This is a genomic window from Campylobacter sp. CCUG 57310 (assembly GCF_013201975.1).
In the GTDB taxonomy this organism is placed as follows: domain Bacteria; phylum Campylobacterota; class Campylobacteria; order Campylobacterales; family Campylobacteraceae; genus Campylobacter_A; species Campylobacter_A canis.
Window position 1 is genome coordinate 405,511 of sequence record NZ_CP053845.1, and the last position, 16,659, is coordinate 422,169.

Sequence of the window (16,659 nt, forward strand, 5' to 3'; positions counted from 1 at the left end):
ATGATACTACTTAAAAATGCAAATTTATTTACCCCTGAGCATGTCGGAGATAGCGATGTGCTTGTGGGCGGAAGTAAAATTTTAGCTATTGGAAAAGGGCTTGATTTCCGCTGTGAAAGCCTTGAAACTTACGATCTTAAAGGCAAAATTTTAGCTCCCGGGCTAATCGATCAGCACGTCCATATCACGGGTGGAGGAGGCGAAGCTGGATATCATTCAAGAACTCCTGAAATTAAATTAAGCGAAATCGTAAAACACGGTATCACGACTGTCGTTGGAGTTTTAGGCACTGATGGCTGTACCAGAAGTCTTGAAAATCTTTACTCCAAAGCAAAAGCACTTGAATTTGAGGGCATCTCGACATTTATTCACACCGGTTCATACGCTACGCCGACTGTTACTTTTACGGGAAGTATTACTAAAGACTTAGTGCTAATCGATAAAGTTAGAGGCGTTAAAATCGCAATGTCGGATAACAGAAGCAGTTATCCGACCGATGAAGAGCTCATCAAAATACTAACTCAGATAAGAATTGGAGGCATGATATCCAAAAAAGGCGGCGTGATGCATATGCACATGGGCGGACTATCTAGCAAGCTTGATGCGGTGTTTAGGATACTAAAAGACTGCGAATTTCCTGTTCAGTACTTTTCTCCGACACATTGTGCCAGGACAAAAGATCTCTTTGATGAGTGCTTGAAACTGCAAAAGATGGGCGGATTTTTTGATATCACAAGCGGCGGAAGTCAGTTTGCTCCGCTTCATGAAGTTATAGCTTACGGCATTGAAAAGGGCTTGAAACTAGACATGATGACGATGAGCTCTGATGGCAACGGAAGTGTGCCTAAATTTGATGAAAGTGGCGCTCTGGTCGGATACGGATGTGCAAGTTGCAGCGCAAATTTAGACGTGCTAAGAGACGTGGTTAAAAACAAAATTTTAACTCACACTCAGGCTTTTTCTTTGATGGGAAAAAATGTGGCTAAATTTTTAAATTTAGAAAATAAAGGCTCTATAAAAGTCGGTTTTGATGCTGACTTTACAAGCTTTGATGAAGATATGGCAGTTCAAGATGTAATCGCAAAAGGTGAGTTTTGCGTGAAAGATAAAGAGCTTGTTAAAAAAGGATTTTTCGAGTGATTTTATTGCGACCGTGATAGTAAATTTGCGATTGTGTTTGAAATTTATAGGCTCTAGTTTAGTGTGCTGGAGCCTATAAATTTTGATAATTAAAATTTACTAATAATTTTGCTTTTAACCAAAGCCTATTCATAAAATTTAGCTTAAATTTATATTGCTTTCAGTATAATCCAAGCTTCAATTCACACACACCAATCCTAAAATTTGGTTGCGACAAGTGCAAATTTGTCGTTAATGGGTGTGGAGGAGAAACCTAAATTTCGCGCAAAAGCGCACAAGGAGAACCGATATGGTAACAATGAGAGATTTGCTAGAGTGCGGCGTTCACTTCGGACACCAAACACGCAGATGGAATCCAAAGATGAAAAAATTCATTTTTGGCGAGAGAAAAGGTATCTACATTATAGATCTACAAAAAACTATCCGCTACTTCCGCTACACGTACAACATCGTTCGTGACGCAGCGGCAGAGGGTAAAACTATCCTTTTTGTAGGAACAAAAAAACAAGCCGGTCAAACAGTTGGCGAATATGCTGAAAAATGCGGTATGCCATACGTAAATCACCGCTGGCTAGGCGGTATGATGACAAACTTCGGAACTATCCGCCAATCAATCCGCAAGCTTGAAGTTATCGAAGCTATGGAAGAGGACGGTTCAATCAATCTTCTAACCAAAAAAGAAGCTTTAATGCTAAGAAGAAAAAAAGAGAAGCTTGTAGCCTACCTTGGCGGAATTAGAAATATGAAAACTCCACCTGATATGATCTTTGTTATCGATACAGTTAAAGAAAAAATAGCAGTCCAAGAAGCTAACAGACTAAAAATCCCTGTAGTTGCTCCGATAGATACAAACTGCGATCCTGACGTAATCGACTATCCAATCCCAGGAAATGACGATGCTATCCGCTCGGTTCAACTTTTCTGCCAAGAGATGGCTGAGGCTATCATCGAAGGACGCTCACAACTTGAAAAAGACGGCGGCGTAGCCGAAGAAGGTAAAGAAGAGGTTACTCAAGATGAGAAAGATGCTGTGCTAGAAGAGGCATTTAGCGAAGAAGAATTTGAAGCGGAGGATGAAGAATAATGGAAATAACCGCACAAATGGTAAAAGAGCTCCGTGAAGCAACCGGAGCCGGAATGATGGATTGTAAAAAGGCTTTAGCCGAAGCTAACGGCGATATGGAAAAAGCCGTAGACATACTTCGCGAAAAAGGTCTTGGACAAGCCGCTAAAAAAGCCGACAGACTTGCAAGCGAGGGTCTTGTAACGGTTGAAGTATGCGAACACTGCAAGAAAGCAACTATTACAGAGATAAATTCAGAAACTGATTTCGTTGCTAAAAACGTTCAATTTCAAAACCTTACAAAAGACACTACCGCTCATATCCAAGCAAACTCTATCTCTAGCGTAGAAAGTCTTAATGAGAGCGTTATAAACGGTGTTAAATTTGAAGATTATTTCAAGGGTCAAATCGCTACAATCGGCGAAAATTTGGTAGTAAGACGCTTTGAGACGGTTAAAGTAGATGAAAACGGCGTAGTAAACGGATATGTGCACTCAAACGGACGTGTCGGCGTTATTATTGCTGCAGCTTGCGATAGCGCTCAAACAGCTCAAAAAGCAGAGGATTTCATAAGAAATTTGTGTATGCATGCAGCCGCTATGAAGCCAAGTGTGATAAGCTACAAAGATCTTGATAGAGAATTTGTGGAAAAAGAATTTATCGCTCTTAAAGCCGAGCTTGAAAAAGACAATGAAGAGTTGGTTCGCCTTGGCAAACCGCTTCACCACATCCCAAGTTACGCAAGTAGATTGCAACTTACCGATGATGTCATAGCAAAAGCCGAAGACGCTATAAAAGAAGAGCTAAAAGCCGAAGGTAAGCCTGAGAAAATTTGGGATAAAATCATACCTGGAAAGATCGAAAGATTTTTTGCGGACAATACCGTACTAGATCAAAGACTTACGTTGCTGGGTCAATTTTACGTAATGGACGATAAGAAAACTGTTGAGCAAGTAATAACTGAAAAGAGCAAAGAGCTTGGCGGTAAAATTGAGATCGTAAAATACGTTAGATTTGAGCTTGGCGAAGGCTTGGAGAAGAAAAACGAAGATTTTGCGGCGGAAGTTGCGGCGCAAATGGCTTAAAAATGGAAATTTTAAAGGGCGTAGATCTTAGCTTTGCGTATGATTATACGCTCTTTGAAAATGTCAATATATCTTTAAATTCCCGCGAAAGCTCGGCTATTTTAGGCGTAAGCGGATGCGGGAAATCAACTATACTTCATATACTTTCAACACTGCTTAAGCCTAAAACGGGCGAGGTTATTTATAAAGGCAAGTCGCTTTATGATCTCTATTCAAACGAGCTTTTGCAGATTCGCAGACTTGATTTCGGAATTATTTTTCAAGCGCACTATCTGTTTAAAGGCTTTAACGCAAGGGAAAATATCGAACTTGCAGGAATTTTATCGAGTCAAAATATAGATGAAAATATCCTCGAAAATTTAAAAATCAAAGATGTTTTAAATCAAAAAGTAGGCGAATTGAGCGGAGGGCAGCAGCAGCGCGTGAGTATCGCTAGAGTGCTATGTAAAAAGCCAAAAATAATATTTGCCGACGAACCTACCGGAAATTTAGACAAACAAACTGCAAATGACGTAATGAACACGCTTTTTGAATATATCAAAGCAAACGATGCCGCACTTGTGCTAGTAACGCATGATAACGACTTAGCCGCAAAGTGTGATAATCAATATAGGCTTGACAACAAAGAGTTGGCAAAAATTTCCATTTAGTATATTCTTTTATCTATATATTGTTTTTGCATATATAAGCCATAAACGCTCAAATTTCATATAAATTTTTAAAATCAAAAGTCAAAGAGTAAGCCCATATTTCTTATTAAATGTCGTAAAGGCCTTTAATTTCGGTCTATTTTAGCGCTTAAACAAATAACTCGTAGTCTTACTTTAAGTGGTCTCAAGCCTAAGATTATAAAAATACTTTAACAAAGTAGAAACTATAAAGCAGTTTTTAGGCTCAAAATAGGGCTTAAATCTCTTGTTGCAAATTTAAAATTTCAAGCCAAAACAAAGTAAAATTTTGTAAAATAGATAAAAATTTTAAAAGAGCGGTATGGAGATAGTTCAATTTTTCGGCGCAGATAGAGTGATAACTTTTATGCTGTTATTTGCCAGATTAAGCGGGCTTATAGTGTTTTTCCCGTTTTTTGGACACTCTCAAATTCCAATTTCTGCAAAAACCGCTTTAACGTTTTTTCTAACGATTTTTTTATTCCCCGTAGCAAGCGTTAAAAACGGCGAAATTTACTATCTTGCAGTTGAAATTTTAAGCGAACTTATGCTTGGACTTTGTGCAGGACTGCTTGTAGCTATTGTATTTGGCATACTTCAGCTTGCCGGCGAGCAAATTTCTATGGTTATGGGATTTTCTATGGCTAGCGTGCTTGATCCTCAGACGGGTATAAACTCGCCCGTGATGTCAAATATCATAAATTTTCTTGCCTTGATGACGTTCTTGGCATTTGACGGACATCATCTTTTGTTGTTATTTTTTGCAAATTCACTCACACATATCCCGCTTGGCGAATTTTACCCAAGCGCAAATATAGTCCACTACACTTCAAAATCCATGATAAATCTCTTTATGTTTGGCTTTATCATGTCGTTTCCTATCCTTGCGCTTTCTTTGCTGTCTGATCTTATCTTTGGGATGCTTATGAAAACCATGCCGCAGTTTAACCTGCTAGTCGTAGGCTATCCTATCAAAATCGTTATAGGGTTTGTCGTGCTTATAGCTATTTTAACGGGTATGATGGAGCTTTTTAGCGAGCTTATGCTTAGAGTGATAAACGACATGCCCTCTTTGTTTTTTAAACTAAGCTAAGAGTAATCAAAAATATCTTAAAATACCTTCTTAAGGTTTTTTCAAAGGAGTCTTCATGAAAGTCGCGCTTGTTAATAACAATCCCGCAGTTTCCCGCTTGGCTACGCTTAGTTTAAGCAAAATGGGTTGCGAATATGTCGAGGTTGCAAGTTTAGACATGCTTGATAGCGGACTTTTTGACGTGCTCATCATTGATAGCGACACTCAGATAGAGGATGTTGATTTAAAAAACCTTGCAGATAAAATTTTATACCTTGCTTCAAAGAACTCACCTGAATTTGCCAGTGCAGATAAAGTCTTATTTAAGCCTTTTTTGCCGACGGAATTCGTATCTGTGATGGAAAAATTAAGTCCAAAAGAAGAAGAGCTAAGTGAGATTGAAGAATTTAAAGATACTCAGGAATTCGTAGCGCCTCTTGAAGAGAGCGAATTTATAGATGAGTTTGACGATAAGATGCTTGATGATCTGCCTGAGATTGATGAGGTGCAAGATAAAGAATTTGCTCTTGATGATTTGGATTTGGGTTCTGAATTTCATGAAGATGGTTTTGATGAACCGAATTTAAAAGATGATGAACTAACTAAGCAGCTGAGCGAGCTTGTAAAATCAATTGATGATATGCCTAAAGAAGTTGCCGAGGATGAAAACTTAAGTCAAACAGAAGATGAAGCTATGCAGGCTGAAATGCTAGCCCGCGAAGAGGAGTTGTTAAAAGAATTTGACTTTAGTGATGAGCCTTTAAAGCAAGATGAAGAGGATAAATCAGAGCCTAAAGAAGAAAAATTCGACGAGTTAATGAGCGAGCTTTCTTTGAGTGCGTATGACGAAGAGCTTGACGTGATAGAAAGCATTAAAAATGATATAGACGAGATAGAAAATTTAGACGCTAAATTTGAAGAAGAGCTGCAAGAAGAGTTTGAGCAGTTTAGTGTCAATGAAGAATCTTTAGACGAATCCGCAAAAGAGGATATGCAAAATTTCGCTCAAAAGCTTGAGTTGCCTGATGAATTTGACGCTGAATTAGATGATGAAAAATTTGATGCTACAAACGAAGTGGAATTTGAGATAAAAGAGCAAGAAGAGTTTGTTGCGACCAAAGATAAAGAGGCTTCTAGCAAAGTGGAAATTGAAGATTTTAAAATTTATCAATCTGACGGATCGGATTATGAAAATATCGATCAGATAAGCGAAACCGAGATCAAACGAGCTCTTGAAGAAAGCAACGAAGAAGCGGTGCAAATAAACCAAACGGATGTAAAAAACGAACTAACTCATAAAATCACCGAGCATATCGCTACTTCGCTAAGTGTAAGCTCTATAAAAGACGCACTAAAAGGCATGAATATAAAGATAAATATAACGTTTGAGGAAAAGTGAATTTGAAAGGACAAATTTTAATCATCAGCGGTCCAAGCGGAAGCGGTAAAAGCACTCTTTTAAACAGGCTTTTGTCCGAAGAGAGCAATTTATATTTTTCTATTTCATCTACCACCAGAAAGATAAGAGATGGTGAAAAGGATGGAGTGAATTATTACTATATAAGCGAAGATGAGTTTAAGAAGGGTATTGAAGAGGGAAGCTTTTTAGAATGGGCGAATGTGCATAAAAACTATTACGGAACTTCTCTAAAACCTGTTCTTGCGGCATTAAATGAGGGCAAAATAGTCGTGTTTGACGTTGATGTTCAGGGGTTTCATTTAACCAAAGAGAAATTTGCAAATTTGATCACCTCCGTTTTTATCACGACAACGGATAAAAAAGAGCTTAGACGTAGGCTTGAAGGCAGGGGAACCGATACTGCCGAAATGATAGAAAATCGCCTTATGAACGCAGCCGGTGAGATGGAGCACATCTTGGAGTATGACTATTTGCTTATTAATGATGATGTGGAAAAAAGTTATGAAAATTTAAGAGCGATTTTAAAATCAATGAAGCTAAAAAGTGCGAATATAAATTTACGCCAAACCATTAATAATTGGATAGATTGCTAAAATTTATGATAAGATTACGAAAAATTTAAAGGAGAGAAAATGGGTCCAAGCGTCCAACAACTACTTATAATACTTCTTATAGTCGTATTGCTATTTGGTGCAAAGAAGATACCTGAACTTGCAAAGGGACTTGGCAAGGGCATAAAAAGCTTTAAATCGGAAATGGAAAGCGACGATAAAAAAGCTGAAAATATAGAAAAAGTCGAAGAGAAAAAAGAAGATACGATAACCGCTACTAAGGCTGACGAGACAACTAAGAACGCCTGAGGATAAGAGTGAAAAATTTAGTCATAGATGAGATAAAAAAATACATAAGCGATGATTTTGTATTAGAAAAGCCAAAAGACAAGAGTTTGGCGCATTATGCCACGCCTCTTGCTTTTTCTCTTGCAAAAGAGCTTAAGAAATCTCCAAAAATCATAGCCGAAGAGATCGTTTCTAAATTTAGCGGTAGCGAAATTCTTGAAGCAAGCGCACTAAACGGATATATAAATTTTAAATTAAATAGCAAATTTTTAGATAGACTTGCCAGCGATAGCCTTGCAGATCCTCAAAATTTCGCAAAAGGCGGAGCGGATAGAGAAAAGATACTGATAGAGTATGTAAGCGCTAATCCAACAGGACCGCTTCATATCGGACATGTAAGAGGTGCTGTATTTGGCGATACATTAGCTCGCGTAGGAGCTTATATCGGCAAGGATATCACGACTGAGTACTATATAAACGACGCAGGCAACCAAATAGACCTGCTTGGAATTTCCATAAGTCTTAGGGCTCGCGAAGAGCTTTTTAAAGAAGAAGTAAATTATCCTGAAAAGTATTATAGAGGTGATTATATCTTAGATATCGCACGCGAAGCAAACGATAAATTCGGCAAAGAAATTTTTTATGATGAAAGTAGAAATTTAGAGCTTGCAGAATTTGGCAAAGATATAGTGTTGGGTCTCATCAAACAAAATTTGGCTGAAGCAAAAATTTTTATAGATAATTGGGCTAGCGAGAGAAGTTATTATAACAAGCTTCAAGCTACTCTTGAAAAGCTTAAAAAATGCGGCGGCATCTATGAGGATGAGGGTAAAATCTGGATAAGATCAAGCGAGGTGGGAGATGAAAAAGATCGCGTGATAGTTAGAGAAGATGGGCGTGAAACCTACCTTGCGGGCGACATAGTCTATCACAATGACAAATTTGAGCGCGGATATGATAGGTATATCAACATCTGGGGTGCAGATCATCACGGATATATCGCTAGAATGAAAGCCGCGATACACTTTTTGGGCTATGATGAAAGCAGGCTTGAGGTGCTGCTAACTCAGATGGTTTCGCTTCTTAAAAACGGCGAGCAGTTTAAGATGAGCAAGCGCTCGGGCAATGTGGTGCTTATGAGCGATGTAACTGCTGAGATAGGGTATGAAGCGCTTAGGTTTATGTTTTTAAGTAAGAAAAGCGACACGCATCTTGAATTTGATGTGGATGAACTAAAGCGAGAAGATAGCTCAAATCCGATTTTTTATATCAACTACGCTCATGCGCGCGTGAATCAAATTTTTGCAAAAGCGGGTAAAAGTATAGATGATGTAAATAACATTGAGTTTAAAAGCTTAAGTGAGGATGCTAAGAATTTGCTTTTTGAAGCACTTTCTTTAAATGACGTGCTTGTAGATGCGTTTAATGCTCGTGCAATGCAGAAAATTTGCGACTATCTAAAATCGCTTTCCGCAAATTTTCATAAATTTTATAACGAAAATCGCGTTGTAGGAAGCCAAAATGAAGATGAGCTACTAAAGCTCTTTGCAGTCGTAGCCCTCTCGGTAAAAACCGCTTTAGCGCTTATGGGGATAACTGCTAAGGACAGTATGTAAGTAGCTAATTACCCCGCAGAGTTATATAGTTTTACTGCGGGACTACTTTAATTGCTTAAAAATATTATCAAATCTCAAATTCAGCATATTTTGTTAAAATTCTTCCTTTTTTAAGGTTGCAATATGAATACAATGAAAATCAAAGCCGTTTTTTTGCTGCTTGGGTTAGCTATAGCGGCTTATTTTGCGTCAAATTTGGATTTTGTTAAGACGTTTCAGCTAAGTCCGCTTATTATAGCTATTTTGCTTGGTATGATTATCGGAAATAGCTTCAAATCGGCCGTTACGATACTTAAAGATAGCGGAATTTTAACCATAGCTACAAAGCAAATTTTAAGACTTGGTATCATACTTTTTGGATTTAGATTAACGCTTCAAGACATCTATGAGGTTGGATTTTTGGGTATTTTGATAGCTTTCATAGTGGTTTTTTCTACATTTTTTTTAGGTATTTTTCTTGGGCGCGCTATGGGCATAGAGTCTAAAAGCGCTACGCTTATAAGCTCTGGTGCTTCTATTTGCGGAGCTGCGGCGGTTCTTGCAACTCAAAGCGTAGTCAAGGCAGATGGCGATCGCGTGGCGGTTGCGGTTAGTACGGTAGTGCTTTTTGGAACTATCGGGATGTTTGTCTATCCTATTTTATTTAGAAGTGAAATTTTAGGCTTTGATGCAGCGACTATGGGGCTTTTTACGGGTTCTACGCTTCACGAGGTCGCTCACGTGATAGGAGCAGCGGCCGGTATAGGTGAAAACGCAGGCGCAGGCGCTGTGATCATGAAGATGTTAAGAGTGCTTATGCTCGTTCCGTTTTTACTAATGCTTGGAATTTTTAGCTTTAGACAAAGCGGAGAAAGGGGCTCCGGTATAAAAAATTTCGTGCCTTATTTTGCGCTTTGGTTTTTGGCGGCCGTTTTTGCAGGCTCTTTGCCTATTTTCCCAAAGCAAATTTTGTCTACTATAAACTTCATCGACACTATTTTGCTCTGTATCGCTATGGGTGCGCTTGGAACGACTATCAGAAAAGACGTGCTTTTAAATGCGGGCAAAAAGCCGTTTATTTTAGCCTTTTTGTTATTTGTGTGGCTTTTTATAAGCGGATTTTTTATGGTTAAATTTTGGCTTTGATATAGTCGTTTATCTGTCATTTAGCAGCTGTTTTGTAAAATACTTAAATTCAAAACAAGGATGAAATTTGAGAAAAATAGCGCTATTTTTAATGCTTTGTCTAGCCTTATTTGCTTCACAAGATTATGCTAAACTTGAGAGAAAATGCGATAAAAACGATGCTAAAGCTTGTTTGAAGCTTGCTTTAAATTTAGAGATGAATGAAATAAACGAAGAGAGGATTTTAACGCTTCTTAAGAAGTCTTGCGCGCTTGATAATGCGCAGGGCTGTTCGTATGCGGGGGTTGTGTATTCTTTAAAATCAACACCCGATCACGCCAAAGCAAGCTTTTATATGCACAAGGCTTGCGATATGAATTTAGGCGACGGGTGCTGGAATTTGGGGTATTTGTACTCTTACGGGCTTGGCGTTAAGAAGGACGAAAACAGAGCTTTTGAGCTTTATAAGAGATCTTGCGAGCTACGATACGGTGTGGGATGCGAAGCCTTAGCTCTTGCGTATAAAGATAAAAAAGACGAGGCCAATTATTTTAAATACCTAAATTTAGCTTGCCAAAACGGACATGTAGATAGCTGCTCAAACATCGGCTATATGTATGAGCGAGGAAGCGGTGCTCAGTTTAATCTGCTTGAGGCGATGAAATTTTACGATATGGCTTGCAAGGGCGAAGATCAGCTTGCTTGCTATGCGCTTGGGTATATCTACGAAAAAGGAGCCGAAGGTATAGTAGCCAAGCCTAAAGAGGCTCTAAGGCTTTATGAAAGAGCATGCGAGCTTGGCGAGAAGCATTCTTGCGATGAGGCTAAAAGACTAAAAGATAGCCGAATAAAATAATTTGTCGTAGCGATTTTGACTTGAAATTTTATATATTATCGCTATGAGATCTGTAAATTTAACGAAGTTGAGGTGATAAATGAGATGGCAAGGCAGAAGACGAAGTTCAAATATCGAAGATAGAAGGGCAAGCGGTGGCGGTGTATCCATGGGGGCCCTTTTGCCGCTTGTTAGGTTTTTGCTCGGTTCAAATATCGGACGGGTTGTGCTTGCTATCGGTGTCGTGGCTTACTTCATGGGATTTAACCCGCTAGCCTTGCTTGAGCCAAGCGGAGCTTCCGTAAGCAAGAGCTTAAATGATCCAAATGAGAGTCAAAAGGTAGAATTTGTCTCTGCCGTTTTAGCCGAAACCGAGAGCGTGTGGAGTAAAATTTTTAGCGAGCATGGAGCAAGATACAAAGAGCCAAGCCTTGTTATTTTTAGAAATTCCGTTTCTAGCAAATGCGGTTTTGCAAGCTCACAAGTTGGTCCGTTTTATTGTCCTGCCGATGAGAAGGTCTATCTTGATCTTAGCTTTTTTGACGAACTTGCTAGCAAGCATAAGGCCGGCGGCGATTTTGCTCAGGCTTATGTCATAGCTCATGAAATAGGTCATCACGTCCAAAATATCACGGGCACTCTTGGCAAAATTCACAGCCTAAAAGCAAAAAGCAAGGATCTAAGCAAGCAAAACGCACTTTAGGTAAAAGTTGAGCTTCAAGCAGATTGTTATGCCGGAATTTGGGCTCATTATATGCAAAAGTATCAAATTTTAGATGACGGCGATATAGAAGAGGCGCTAAATGCCGCAAGCGCAATAGGCGATGATACTCTTCAGAAAAAATACCAAGGGCACGTGGTGCCTGACTCGTTTACGCACGGAAGCTCAAAACAAAGAATGCAGTGGTTTAAGAAAGGCTTTGAAGGCGGCAAGTTAAGCTCTTGCTCGTTTGAGATTTAGTTTTCAAATGCGAACTTGCTTTTCTTTTCTTCGCAAGGCTCTTGGATAAGTAAATTTTTGATATTTGCAATCTCGCTTTCAAACTGCTTTTTATCGAATTTAAAGCTTATATCATAGATCCAGTCGCGTCTTTGTCTATTTTTAAAATCGCAAAGCATGACGCTATCTTCTTCAAATTTAAGCTTAGCTTCCAGATACCAGCACTCATACGTGCCGCACGGACAGCCTAGCAACACTACTTTCTCATCTAAATTTGCGTTAAGAAATAGCCTTTGAAAGTCGTATTTATGAAGATAAGAGTATCCACCTGCTAAATTTTCATATCCTTCTCTGTTGGCAAATGGAATTTCATAGTTTTTTATTGTTTCAAGAAGATGTTTTTTGTTGATTAGAATTGATACAACGTCATTTTGAACTCCTAAAGTAAAGTCAAATTTATCCAACTTAAACTCTATCGTGTCCATTTTATCTTACTTTATCTCCTAAATTTATTATCTCTGAAATAATACCAAAAAAATAAAGATATGAAGAAGAAAAACAAGATATTTGGGGTTAAAATTGATTTAGGAGGCAAAATAAAGACGAAATTTAGCTTGTCCCACTCATCAAGCTCTAAGACTTTGCTTGCTTGCGGCGTTATAATGTGAGAAAATATTAAAATTCCAAGACAAAACAGATATTCTTTTAAATTCCTATTTTTGTTAAGCCAAATTTTAATACAAATAATGATCGCGATAACGAGCAAGAAAACTCTTGCAAAGTAAAGCATATCAAGAAAAGATATCATGCTTTGCGTTTTGATAAAAAGAAAATCAAGCTTTTCCAAAATTCGCTTCTTTTATCTATTTTACTTGCACGGCGATCAGGCAAAAGCTAAATTTCAAAGCCGTGCAAGCTTGACAGAGCTAAATTTATCTACTCTCTTTGCTCTTTTAGCTTTGCTAAAAACTCTTCGATGTTATATTTGGCTCGGTGCTCAGGGCTTAGCAAGTGTACTAAGATATCGCCAAGATCGATTACAACCCAATCAGGAGAGCTTTCAATGCCCAAAAATTCTTCGCCATAAGGCTTAAGTCCTATTTTAAGATCGTCCGTTAAGGCATAAGCGTGCCTTTCGCCCATCGTCGTTGCGATAACTACGAATTTAACGAAATAATCACGATCTCTCATATCAAAAACTTCTATCGCTTCAGCCTTTTTCTCATCCAGAATTTTTACTATTTTGTCGATTCTTTCTTGCATTTTAATCCTTGGTAAAATTTTATAACTTCATCTTTGATTTTTTCAGGCAGTCCCTCTTGCGCTAGATCTGCTCGTATCTGCGAAGAGGAGATATCAACGTGCATATTCATCTTGTGAAGTATCTTTGGAATCTCAATTTTATCGCGCTGGGCGATAACAAATTCCACTAGCTCTTTAAGTCTATCTATATCGTGCCATTTGTGTAAATTTTCAAGGTGATCAGCGCCTATTAGCAGATAAAATTTCTTGATATCATAAATTTCATAAAGATGCAAAACACTCTCTATCGTAGGCACGGGGCGGTTTTGATCTATCTCGAATTTGCTTATCTCAACGCCTTTTAAATCACCCCAAATTTCACTGATCCACTTGAATCTAAGCTCGGGCGGAGCGGAAAATTCACTCTTAAAAGGGCTTATGTATGTAGGCATAATGATAAGTTTATCTATATCAAGACTCTTTAAAGCACTCTTTACTATCGTATCGTGCCCCAAATGCGGCGGATCAAAGCTTCCGCCGAAAAATGCCAACTTCATCTTGCGCCTTAACCTCTTAAATTTAAAAGCAAAGCTTATCAAAAATGAGGTAAAAACGAGTTGAAAGATGAGCCTTAAGCAAAAATTCCCGTGATAAAGCAGGGTTAAAGTTCTTTATGTGTAAAATTTTGGCAAATTTATACTAAGGAACACATATGGTTAAAATTGCGATCAACGGTTTTGGAAGAATCGGAAGGTGTGCCGCTCGCATAATCTTACAGCGCGATGATGTGGAACTAGTCGCTATAAACGACACGGCAAAAAGAGATATGACAAGATATCTGCTTAAATACGACACCGTGCATGGGGAATTTAAGCAAGATGTAAAAGTGCTTAGTGATGATTATATCGAAGTAAACGGTAAAAAAATTAGAGTTTTTTCAACAAGAGACGCAAATGAGCTTGATTTTGCCGGTTGCGGGGCTGATGTGGTTCTTGAATGTACGGGAGCTTATCTAACTACCGAAAAATGCGAGCCTTATCTTAAAAACGGCATTAAAAAAGTTATCATGAGTGCACCCGCTAAGGATGATACGCCTACATACGTTATAGGCGTAAATGAAAGCGAATACAAAGGCGAAGCCGTCATCTCAAACGCAAGCTGCACGACAAACTGCCTTGGACCTGTCGCAAAAGTGCTTGATGACGTATTTGGCATCAAAAAGGGTCTTATGACTACGATTCACGCCTACACCCACGGGCAAAGCTTGGTTGATGTAAAAGCAAAAGATTTTAGACGCTCTCGCGCTGCGGCTTTAAATATCGGACCTACTACAACCGGAGCCGCAAAAGCCATAAGCAAAGTGCTTCCTCAGCTTAAAGGCAAGATGCACGGACAAAGCGTTAGGGTGCCTGTTGCTAACGTGTCTATGGTTGATTTAACCGTGGTTTTGGATAAAGAAGTAAGCGTAGAAGATGTAAATAACGCCTTTAGAAACGCCGCAAATGGCGCTATGAAGGGAATTTTACTCGTAGATGACGATCAGAGAGTATCAAGCGACTTTATGACTTCAAGCTATAGCTCTATCGTTGCAAGCGATATTACGCAAGTTATTTGCGGTGACATGGTAAAGGTTATGGCTTGGTATGACAACGAGTGGGGCTACTCCGAGCGCCTTGTGGATATGGCTGTTCATGCTATGAAAAAGGCTTAAAGATGAGCGATATATTATCGATAAACGATCTTGAGCTTAACGGTAAAAAAGTCTTTATAAGGTGCGATTTTAACGTCCCTATGGACGAATTTTTAAACATAACCGACGATAGGAGAATTCGCTCCGCAATTCCTACCATAAGATACTGCCTTGATCACGGCTGCTCTATCGTTTTAGCAAGCCATCTTGGTCGCCCGAAAAGCGGCTTTGAAGAGAAATTTTCGCTTAAAAATGTAGCTAAAAGGCTTTCTCGCCTTCTTGATAGGGATGTGAAATTTGCAAGCGATGTGATCGGTGAAGACGCTAAAAGCAAGGCCGAGAATCTAAAAAGCGGTGAAATTTTGATGATTGAAAATTTGCGCTTTGAAAAGGGCGAAACTAAAAACGACCAGACTCTTGCCGGAGAACTTGCAAAATTTGGTGAATTTTACGTAAATGACGCATTTGGTGTATGCCACAGAGCTCATGCTTCTGTTGAAGCGATAACTAAATTTTATGACGATAACCACAAAGCTGCCGGATTTTTACTTCAAAAAGAGATAAATTTCGCTCAAAATTTGATAAAACATCCTTCACGTCCGTTTGTAGCCGTTGTGGGCGGTTCAAAAGTAAGCGGCAAGCTTCAAGCGCTTCATAATCTACTTCCGCGTGTTGATAAGCTAATAATCGGCGGCGGAATGGCTTTTACTTTCTTAAAAGCTCTTGGCGAAAATATCGGAAATTCGCTTCTTGAAGAAGATCTTATAGAGGACGCAAAAGAAATTTTAAAAAAGGGAAAAGAGCTTGGAGTTAAAATTTACTTGCCTGTTGATGTGGTGGCGGCTCAGACATTTTCACAAGACAGTGCCGTCAAATACGTGCCTGCTCAAGAAATTCCAAGCGGCTGGATGGGGCTTGATATAGGACCTGCCTCAACGAGGCTTTTTAAAGAGGTGTTAGCCGATGCTCAAACTATCTGGTGGAACGGTCCTATGGGTGTTTTTGAGATGGATAAATTTAGCAAAGGAAGCATCAAGATGAGCCACGCGATCGTAGAGACTCATGCCACTACGGTTGTAGGAGGCGGAGATACCGCCGATGTAGTCGAGCGTGCGGGCAATGCCGATGAGATGACCTTTATCTCAACGGGTGGCGGAGCTAGCCTTGAGCTAATCGAAGGCAAAGAGCTTCCTGGCATAAAACCTCTTAGAAAGGCGCGTGAATCGTGAAATTCGCAGCAAATTTAAAATGCAATCACACAAGGGCTAGCTTTAAGCAGTATGCTCAAATTTTAGATGAAAATTTAAGCTCAAGCGACGATGTGGTAGTATTTGCACCATTTACCGCTTTTGAGGATGAAAAGCATAAATTTACTCTTGGCGCGCAAAATTTCTATCCGTGTGAAAACGGAGCATTTACGGGCGAGATCGGCAAGGCGATGCTTGATGAATTTAGCATTAATTGCGTTCTCATCGGGCACTCTGAAAGGCGCGAGGTGCTTGGTGAGTGCGAAGAGATGCTAAAAGCGAAATTTGAATTTGCGGTAAAAAACGGCTGGCATATAGTTTATTGCATAGGCGAGAGCCTAGAGATAAACGAGGCGGGCGGCACAAAGGAATTTTTAAAAAAACAGCTTGAAAATATCGATTTAGGCTACTTGAATTTGACTATAGCTTACGAGCCGATCTGGGCCATAGGCACGGGCAAGAGCGCTACAAACGAGCAGATAGCTGAAATTTTAGATTTCTTATCTACTTTAACGACTGCACCTTTGCTTTACGGTGGAAGCGTGAATGCTAAAAATATCGCCCAGATCGCACAAATCAAAAGCTGCAAAGGGGTTTTGGTAGGTACTGCAAGCTGGGATGCGCATAATTTTTTAAATTTAATAAAAGCTTTATCTCGCGAGTAAATTTGAATGAATTTGCCGAAATTTAGACCAACT

The 16,659-nt window shown here is 39.2% G+C and carries 18 protein-coding genes and 1 pseudogene; 15 read left to right on the forward strand and 4 right to left on the reverse strand.

The features are described 5' to 3' along the window. From iadA to CORI_RS02080, 12 genes and pseudogenes are all read left to right on the forward strand, one after another. Nucleotides 1-1,140, forward strand: a complete 1,140-nt coding sequence (gene iadA, locus CORI_RS02025) for a beta-aspartyl-peptidase (RefSeq protein ID WP_173030605.1) — start codon at nucleotides 1-3, stop codon at nucleotides 1,138-1,140. A gap of 289 nt (nucleotides 1,141-1,429) precedes the next feature. After that, nucleotides 1,430-2,224: a 30S ribosomal protein S2 gene (gene rpsB, locus CORI_RS02030; RefSeq protein ID WP_169939912.1), complete on the forward strand. Its 795-nt coding sequence runs from the start codon at nucleotides 1,430-1,432 to the stop codon at nucleotides 2,222-2,224. Next, on the forward strand, nucleotides 2,224-3,288 hold the full coding sequence (tsf, locus tag CORI_RS02035; protein WP_172201475.1) for a translation elongation factor Ts: 1,065 nt from the start codon (nucleotides 2,224-2,226) through the stop codon (nucleotides 3,286-3,288). The genes rpsB and tsf overlap by 1 nt, the downstream gene beginning before the upstream one ends. Before the next feature lie 2 nt (nucleotides 3,289-3,290). Continuing rightward, on the forward strand, nucleotides 3,291-3,938 hold the full coding sequence (locus CORI_RS02040) for an ABC transporter ATP-binding protein (protein WP_173030606.1): 648 nt from the start codon (nucleotides 3,291-3,293) through the stop codon (nucleotides 3,936-3,938). A 340-nt stretch (nucleotides 3,939-4,278) separates the two neighbouring features. Further along, the gene (fliR, locus tag CORI_RS02045; protein WP_173030607.1) at nucleotides 4,279-5,049 is read left to right on the forward strand and encodes a flagellar biosynthetic protein FliR; all 771 of its coding nucleotides are present in this window, start codon (nucleotides 4,279-4,281) and stop codon (nucleotides 5,047-5,049) included. 55 nt (nucleotides 5,050-5,104) lie between these two features. Further along, a complete protein-coding gene (locus CORI_RS02050; RefSeq protein ID WP_173030608.1) occupies nucleotides 5,105-6,427 on the forward strand; it encodes a hypothetical protein in 1,323 nt (440 codons plus the stop codon). A 2-nt stretch (nucleotides 6,428-6,429) separates the two neighbouring features. Beyond that, the gene (gene gmk, locus CORI_RS02055; RefSeq protein WP_173030609.1) at nucleotides 6,430-7,041 is read left to right on the forward strand and encodes a guanylate kinase; all 612 of its coding nucleotides are present in this window, start codon (nucleotides 6,430-6,432) and stop codon (nucleotides 7,039-7,041) included. A gap of 39 nt (nucleotides 7,042-7,080) precedes the next feature. Then, on the forward strand, nucleotides 7,081-7,308 hold the full coding sequence (locus tag CORI_RS02060; protein ID WP_173030610.1) for a twin-arginine translocase TatA/TatE family subunit: 228 nt from the start codon (nucleotides 7,081-7,083) through the stop codon (nucleotides 7,306-7,308). Between the two features lie 8 nt (nucleotides 7,309-7,316). Next, nucleotides 7,317-8,903, forward strand: coding sequence for an arginine--tRNA ligase (argS, locus tag CORI_RS02065; RefSeq protein ID WP_173030611.1), 1,587 nt, complete (start codon nucleotides 7,317-7,319; stop codon nucleotides 8,901-8,903). Nucleotides 8,904-9,026: 123 nt separating this feature from the next. After that, entirely contained in the window at nucleotides 9,027-10,028 is a 1,002-nt protein-coding gene (locus CORI_RS02070) for a YeiH family protein (RefSeq protein ID WP_173030612.1), read from the forward strand. Between the two features lie 67 nt (nucleotides 10,029-10,095). After that, nucleotides 10,096-10,863 (forward strand): tetratricopeptide repeat protein, encoded by a 768-nt coding sequence (locus CORI_RS02075; RefSeq protein WP_173030613.1) that lies wholly within the window; start codon nucleotides 10,096-10,098, stop codon nucleotides 10,861-10,863. 79 nt (nucleotides 10,864-10,942) lie between these two features. Further along, nucleotides 10,943-11,803, forward strand: a pseudogene (locus CORI_RS02080) (neutral zinc metallopeptidase). Here the strand turns inward: CORI_RS02080 and CORI_RS02085 are convergent. The 4 genes from CORI_RS02085 to nadD all read right to left on the reverse strand — a co-directional run bounded on the left by CORI_RS02085 (nucleotide 11,800) and on the right by nadD (nucleotide 13,581). Next, entirely contained in the window at nucleotides 11,800-12,267 is a 468-nt protein-coding gene (locus CORI_RS02085) for a hypothetical protein (RefSeq protein WP_169939934.1), read from the reverse strand. The pseudogene CORI_RS02080 and the gene CORI_RS02085 sit on opposite strands and share 4 nt — an antisense overlap. Nucleotides 12,268-12,278: 11 nt before the next feature. Next, complete coding sequence (locus tag CORI_RS02090) at nucleotides 12,279-12,629, reverse strand: hypothetical protein (RefSeq protein WP_173030614.1); 351 nt, start codon at nucleotides 12,627-12,629, stop codon at nucleotides 12,279-12,281. 89 nt (nucleotides 12,630-12,718) lie between these two features. After that, entirely contained in the window at nucleotides 12,719-13,045 is a 327-nt protein-coding gene (rsfS, locus tag CORI_RS02095; RefSeq protein WP_173030615.1) for a ribosome silencing factor, read from the reverse strand. Continuing rightward, nucleotides 13,021-13,581, reverse strand: a complete 561-nt coding sequence (nadD, locus tag CORI_RS02100) for a nicotinate (nicotinamide) nucleotide adenylyltransferase (RefSeq protein WP_172200082.1) — start codon at nucleotides 13,579-13,581, stop codon at nucleotides 13,021-13,023. Before nadD ends, rsfS begins: the two co-directional genes overlap by 25 nt. Nucleotides 13,582-13,736: 155 nt before the next feature. Here nadD and gap point away from each other — a divergent pair, with 155 nt between their 5' ends. The 3 genes from gap to CORI_RS02115 are packed head-to-tail and all read left to right on the forward strand — an operon-like array spanning nucleotide 13,737 to nucleotide 16,626. Beyond that, the gene (gene gap / locus CORI_RS02105) at nucleotides 13,737-14,735 is read left to right on the forward strand and encodes a type I glyceraldehyde-3-phosphate dehydrogenase (protein WP_169939949.1); all 999 of its coding nucleotides are present in this window, start codon (nucleotides 13,737-13,739) and stop codon (nucleotides 14,733-14,735) included. Between the two features lie 2 nt (nucleotides 14,736-14,737). Then, nucleotides 14,738-15,943 (forward strand): phosphoglycerate kinase, encoded by a 1,206-nt coding sequence (gene pgk / locus CORI_RS02110; protein ID WP_173030616.1) that lies wholly within the window; start codon nucleotides 14,738-14,740, stop codon nucleotides 15,941-15,943. Next, nucleotides 15,940-16,626 carry a triose-phosphate isomerase gene (locus CORI_RS02115; RefSeq protein WP_173030617.1) on the forward strand — a complete coding sequence of 229 codons (687 nt, stop codon included), beginning with the start codon at nucleotides 15,940-15,942 and terminating at the stop codon, nucleotides 16,624-16,626. The genes pgk and CORI_RS02115 overlap by 4 nt, the downstream gene beginning before the upstream one ends. The last annotated feature ends 33 nt before the right edge of the window (nucleotides 16,627-16,659 follow it).

Coding starts and splice junctions, on each gene's coding strand:
- iadA (WP_173030605.1), top strand. CDS start 1: ATGATACTACTTAAAAATGCAAATTTATTTACCCCTGAGCATGTCGGA.
- rpsB (WP_169939912.1), top strand. CDS start 1,430: ATGGTAACAATGAGAGATTTGCTAGAGTGCGGCGTTCACTTCGGACAC.
- tsf (WP_172201475.1), top strand. CDS start 2,224: ATGGAAATAACCGCACAAATGGTAAAAGAGCTCCGTGAAGCAACCGGA.
- CORI_RS02040 (WP_173030606.1), top strand. CDS start 3,291: ATGGAAATTTTAAAGGGCGTAGATCTTAGCTTTGCGTATGATTATACG.
- fliR (WP_173030607.1), top strand. CDS start 4,279: ATGGAGATAGTTCAATTTTTCGGCGCAGATAGAGTGATAACTTTTATG.
- CORI_RS02050 (WP_173030608.1), top strand. CDS start 5,105: ATGAAAGTCGCGCTTGTTAATAACAATCCCGCAGTTTCCCGCTTGGCT.
- CORI_RS02060 (WP_173030610.1), top strand. CDS start 7,081: ATGGGTCCAAGCGTCCAACAACTACTTATAATACTTCTTATAGTCGTA.
- CORI_RS02070 (WP_173030612.1), top strand. CDS start 9,027: ATGAATACAATGAAAATCAAAGCCGTTTTTTTGCTGCTTGGGTTAGCT.
- CORI_RS02085 (WP_169939934.1), bottom strand. CDS start 12,267: ATGGACACGATAGAGTTTAAGTTGGATAAATTTGACTTTACTTTAGGA.
- rsfS (WP_173030615.1), bottom strand. CDS start 13,045: ATGCAAGAAAGAATCGACAAAATAGTAAAAATTCTGGATGAGAAAAAG.
- nadD (WP_172200082.1), bottom strand. CDS start 13,581: ATGAAGTTGGCATTTTTCGGCGGAAGCTTTGATCCGCCGCATTTGGGG.
- gap (WP_169939949.1), top strand. CDS start 13,737: ATGGTTAAAATTGCGATCAACGGTTTTGGAAGAATCGGAAGGTGTGCC.
- pgk (WP_173030616.1), top strand. CDS start 14,738: ATGAGCGATATATTATCGATAAACGATCTTGAGCTTAACGGTAAAAAA.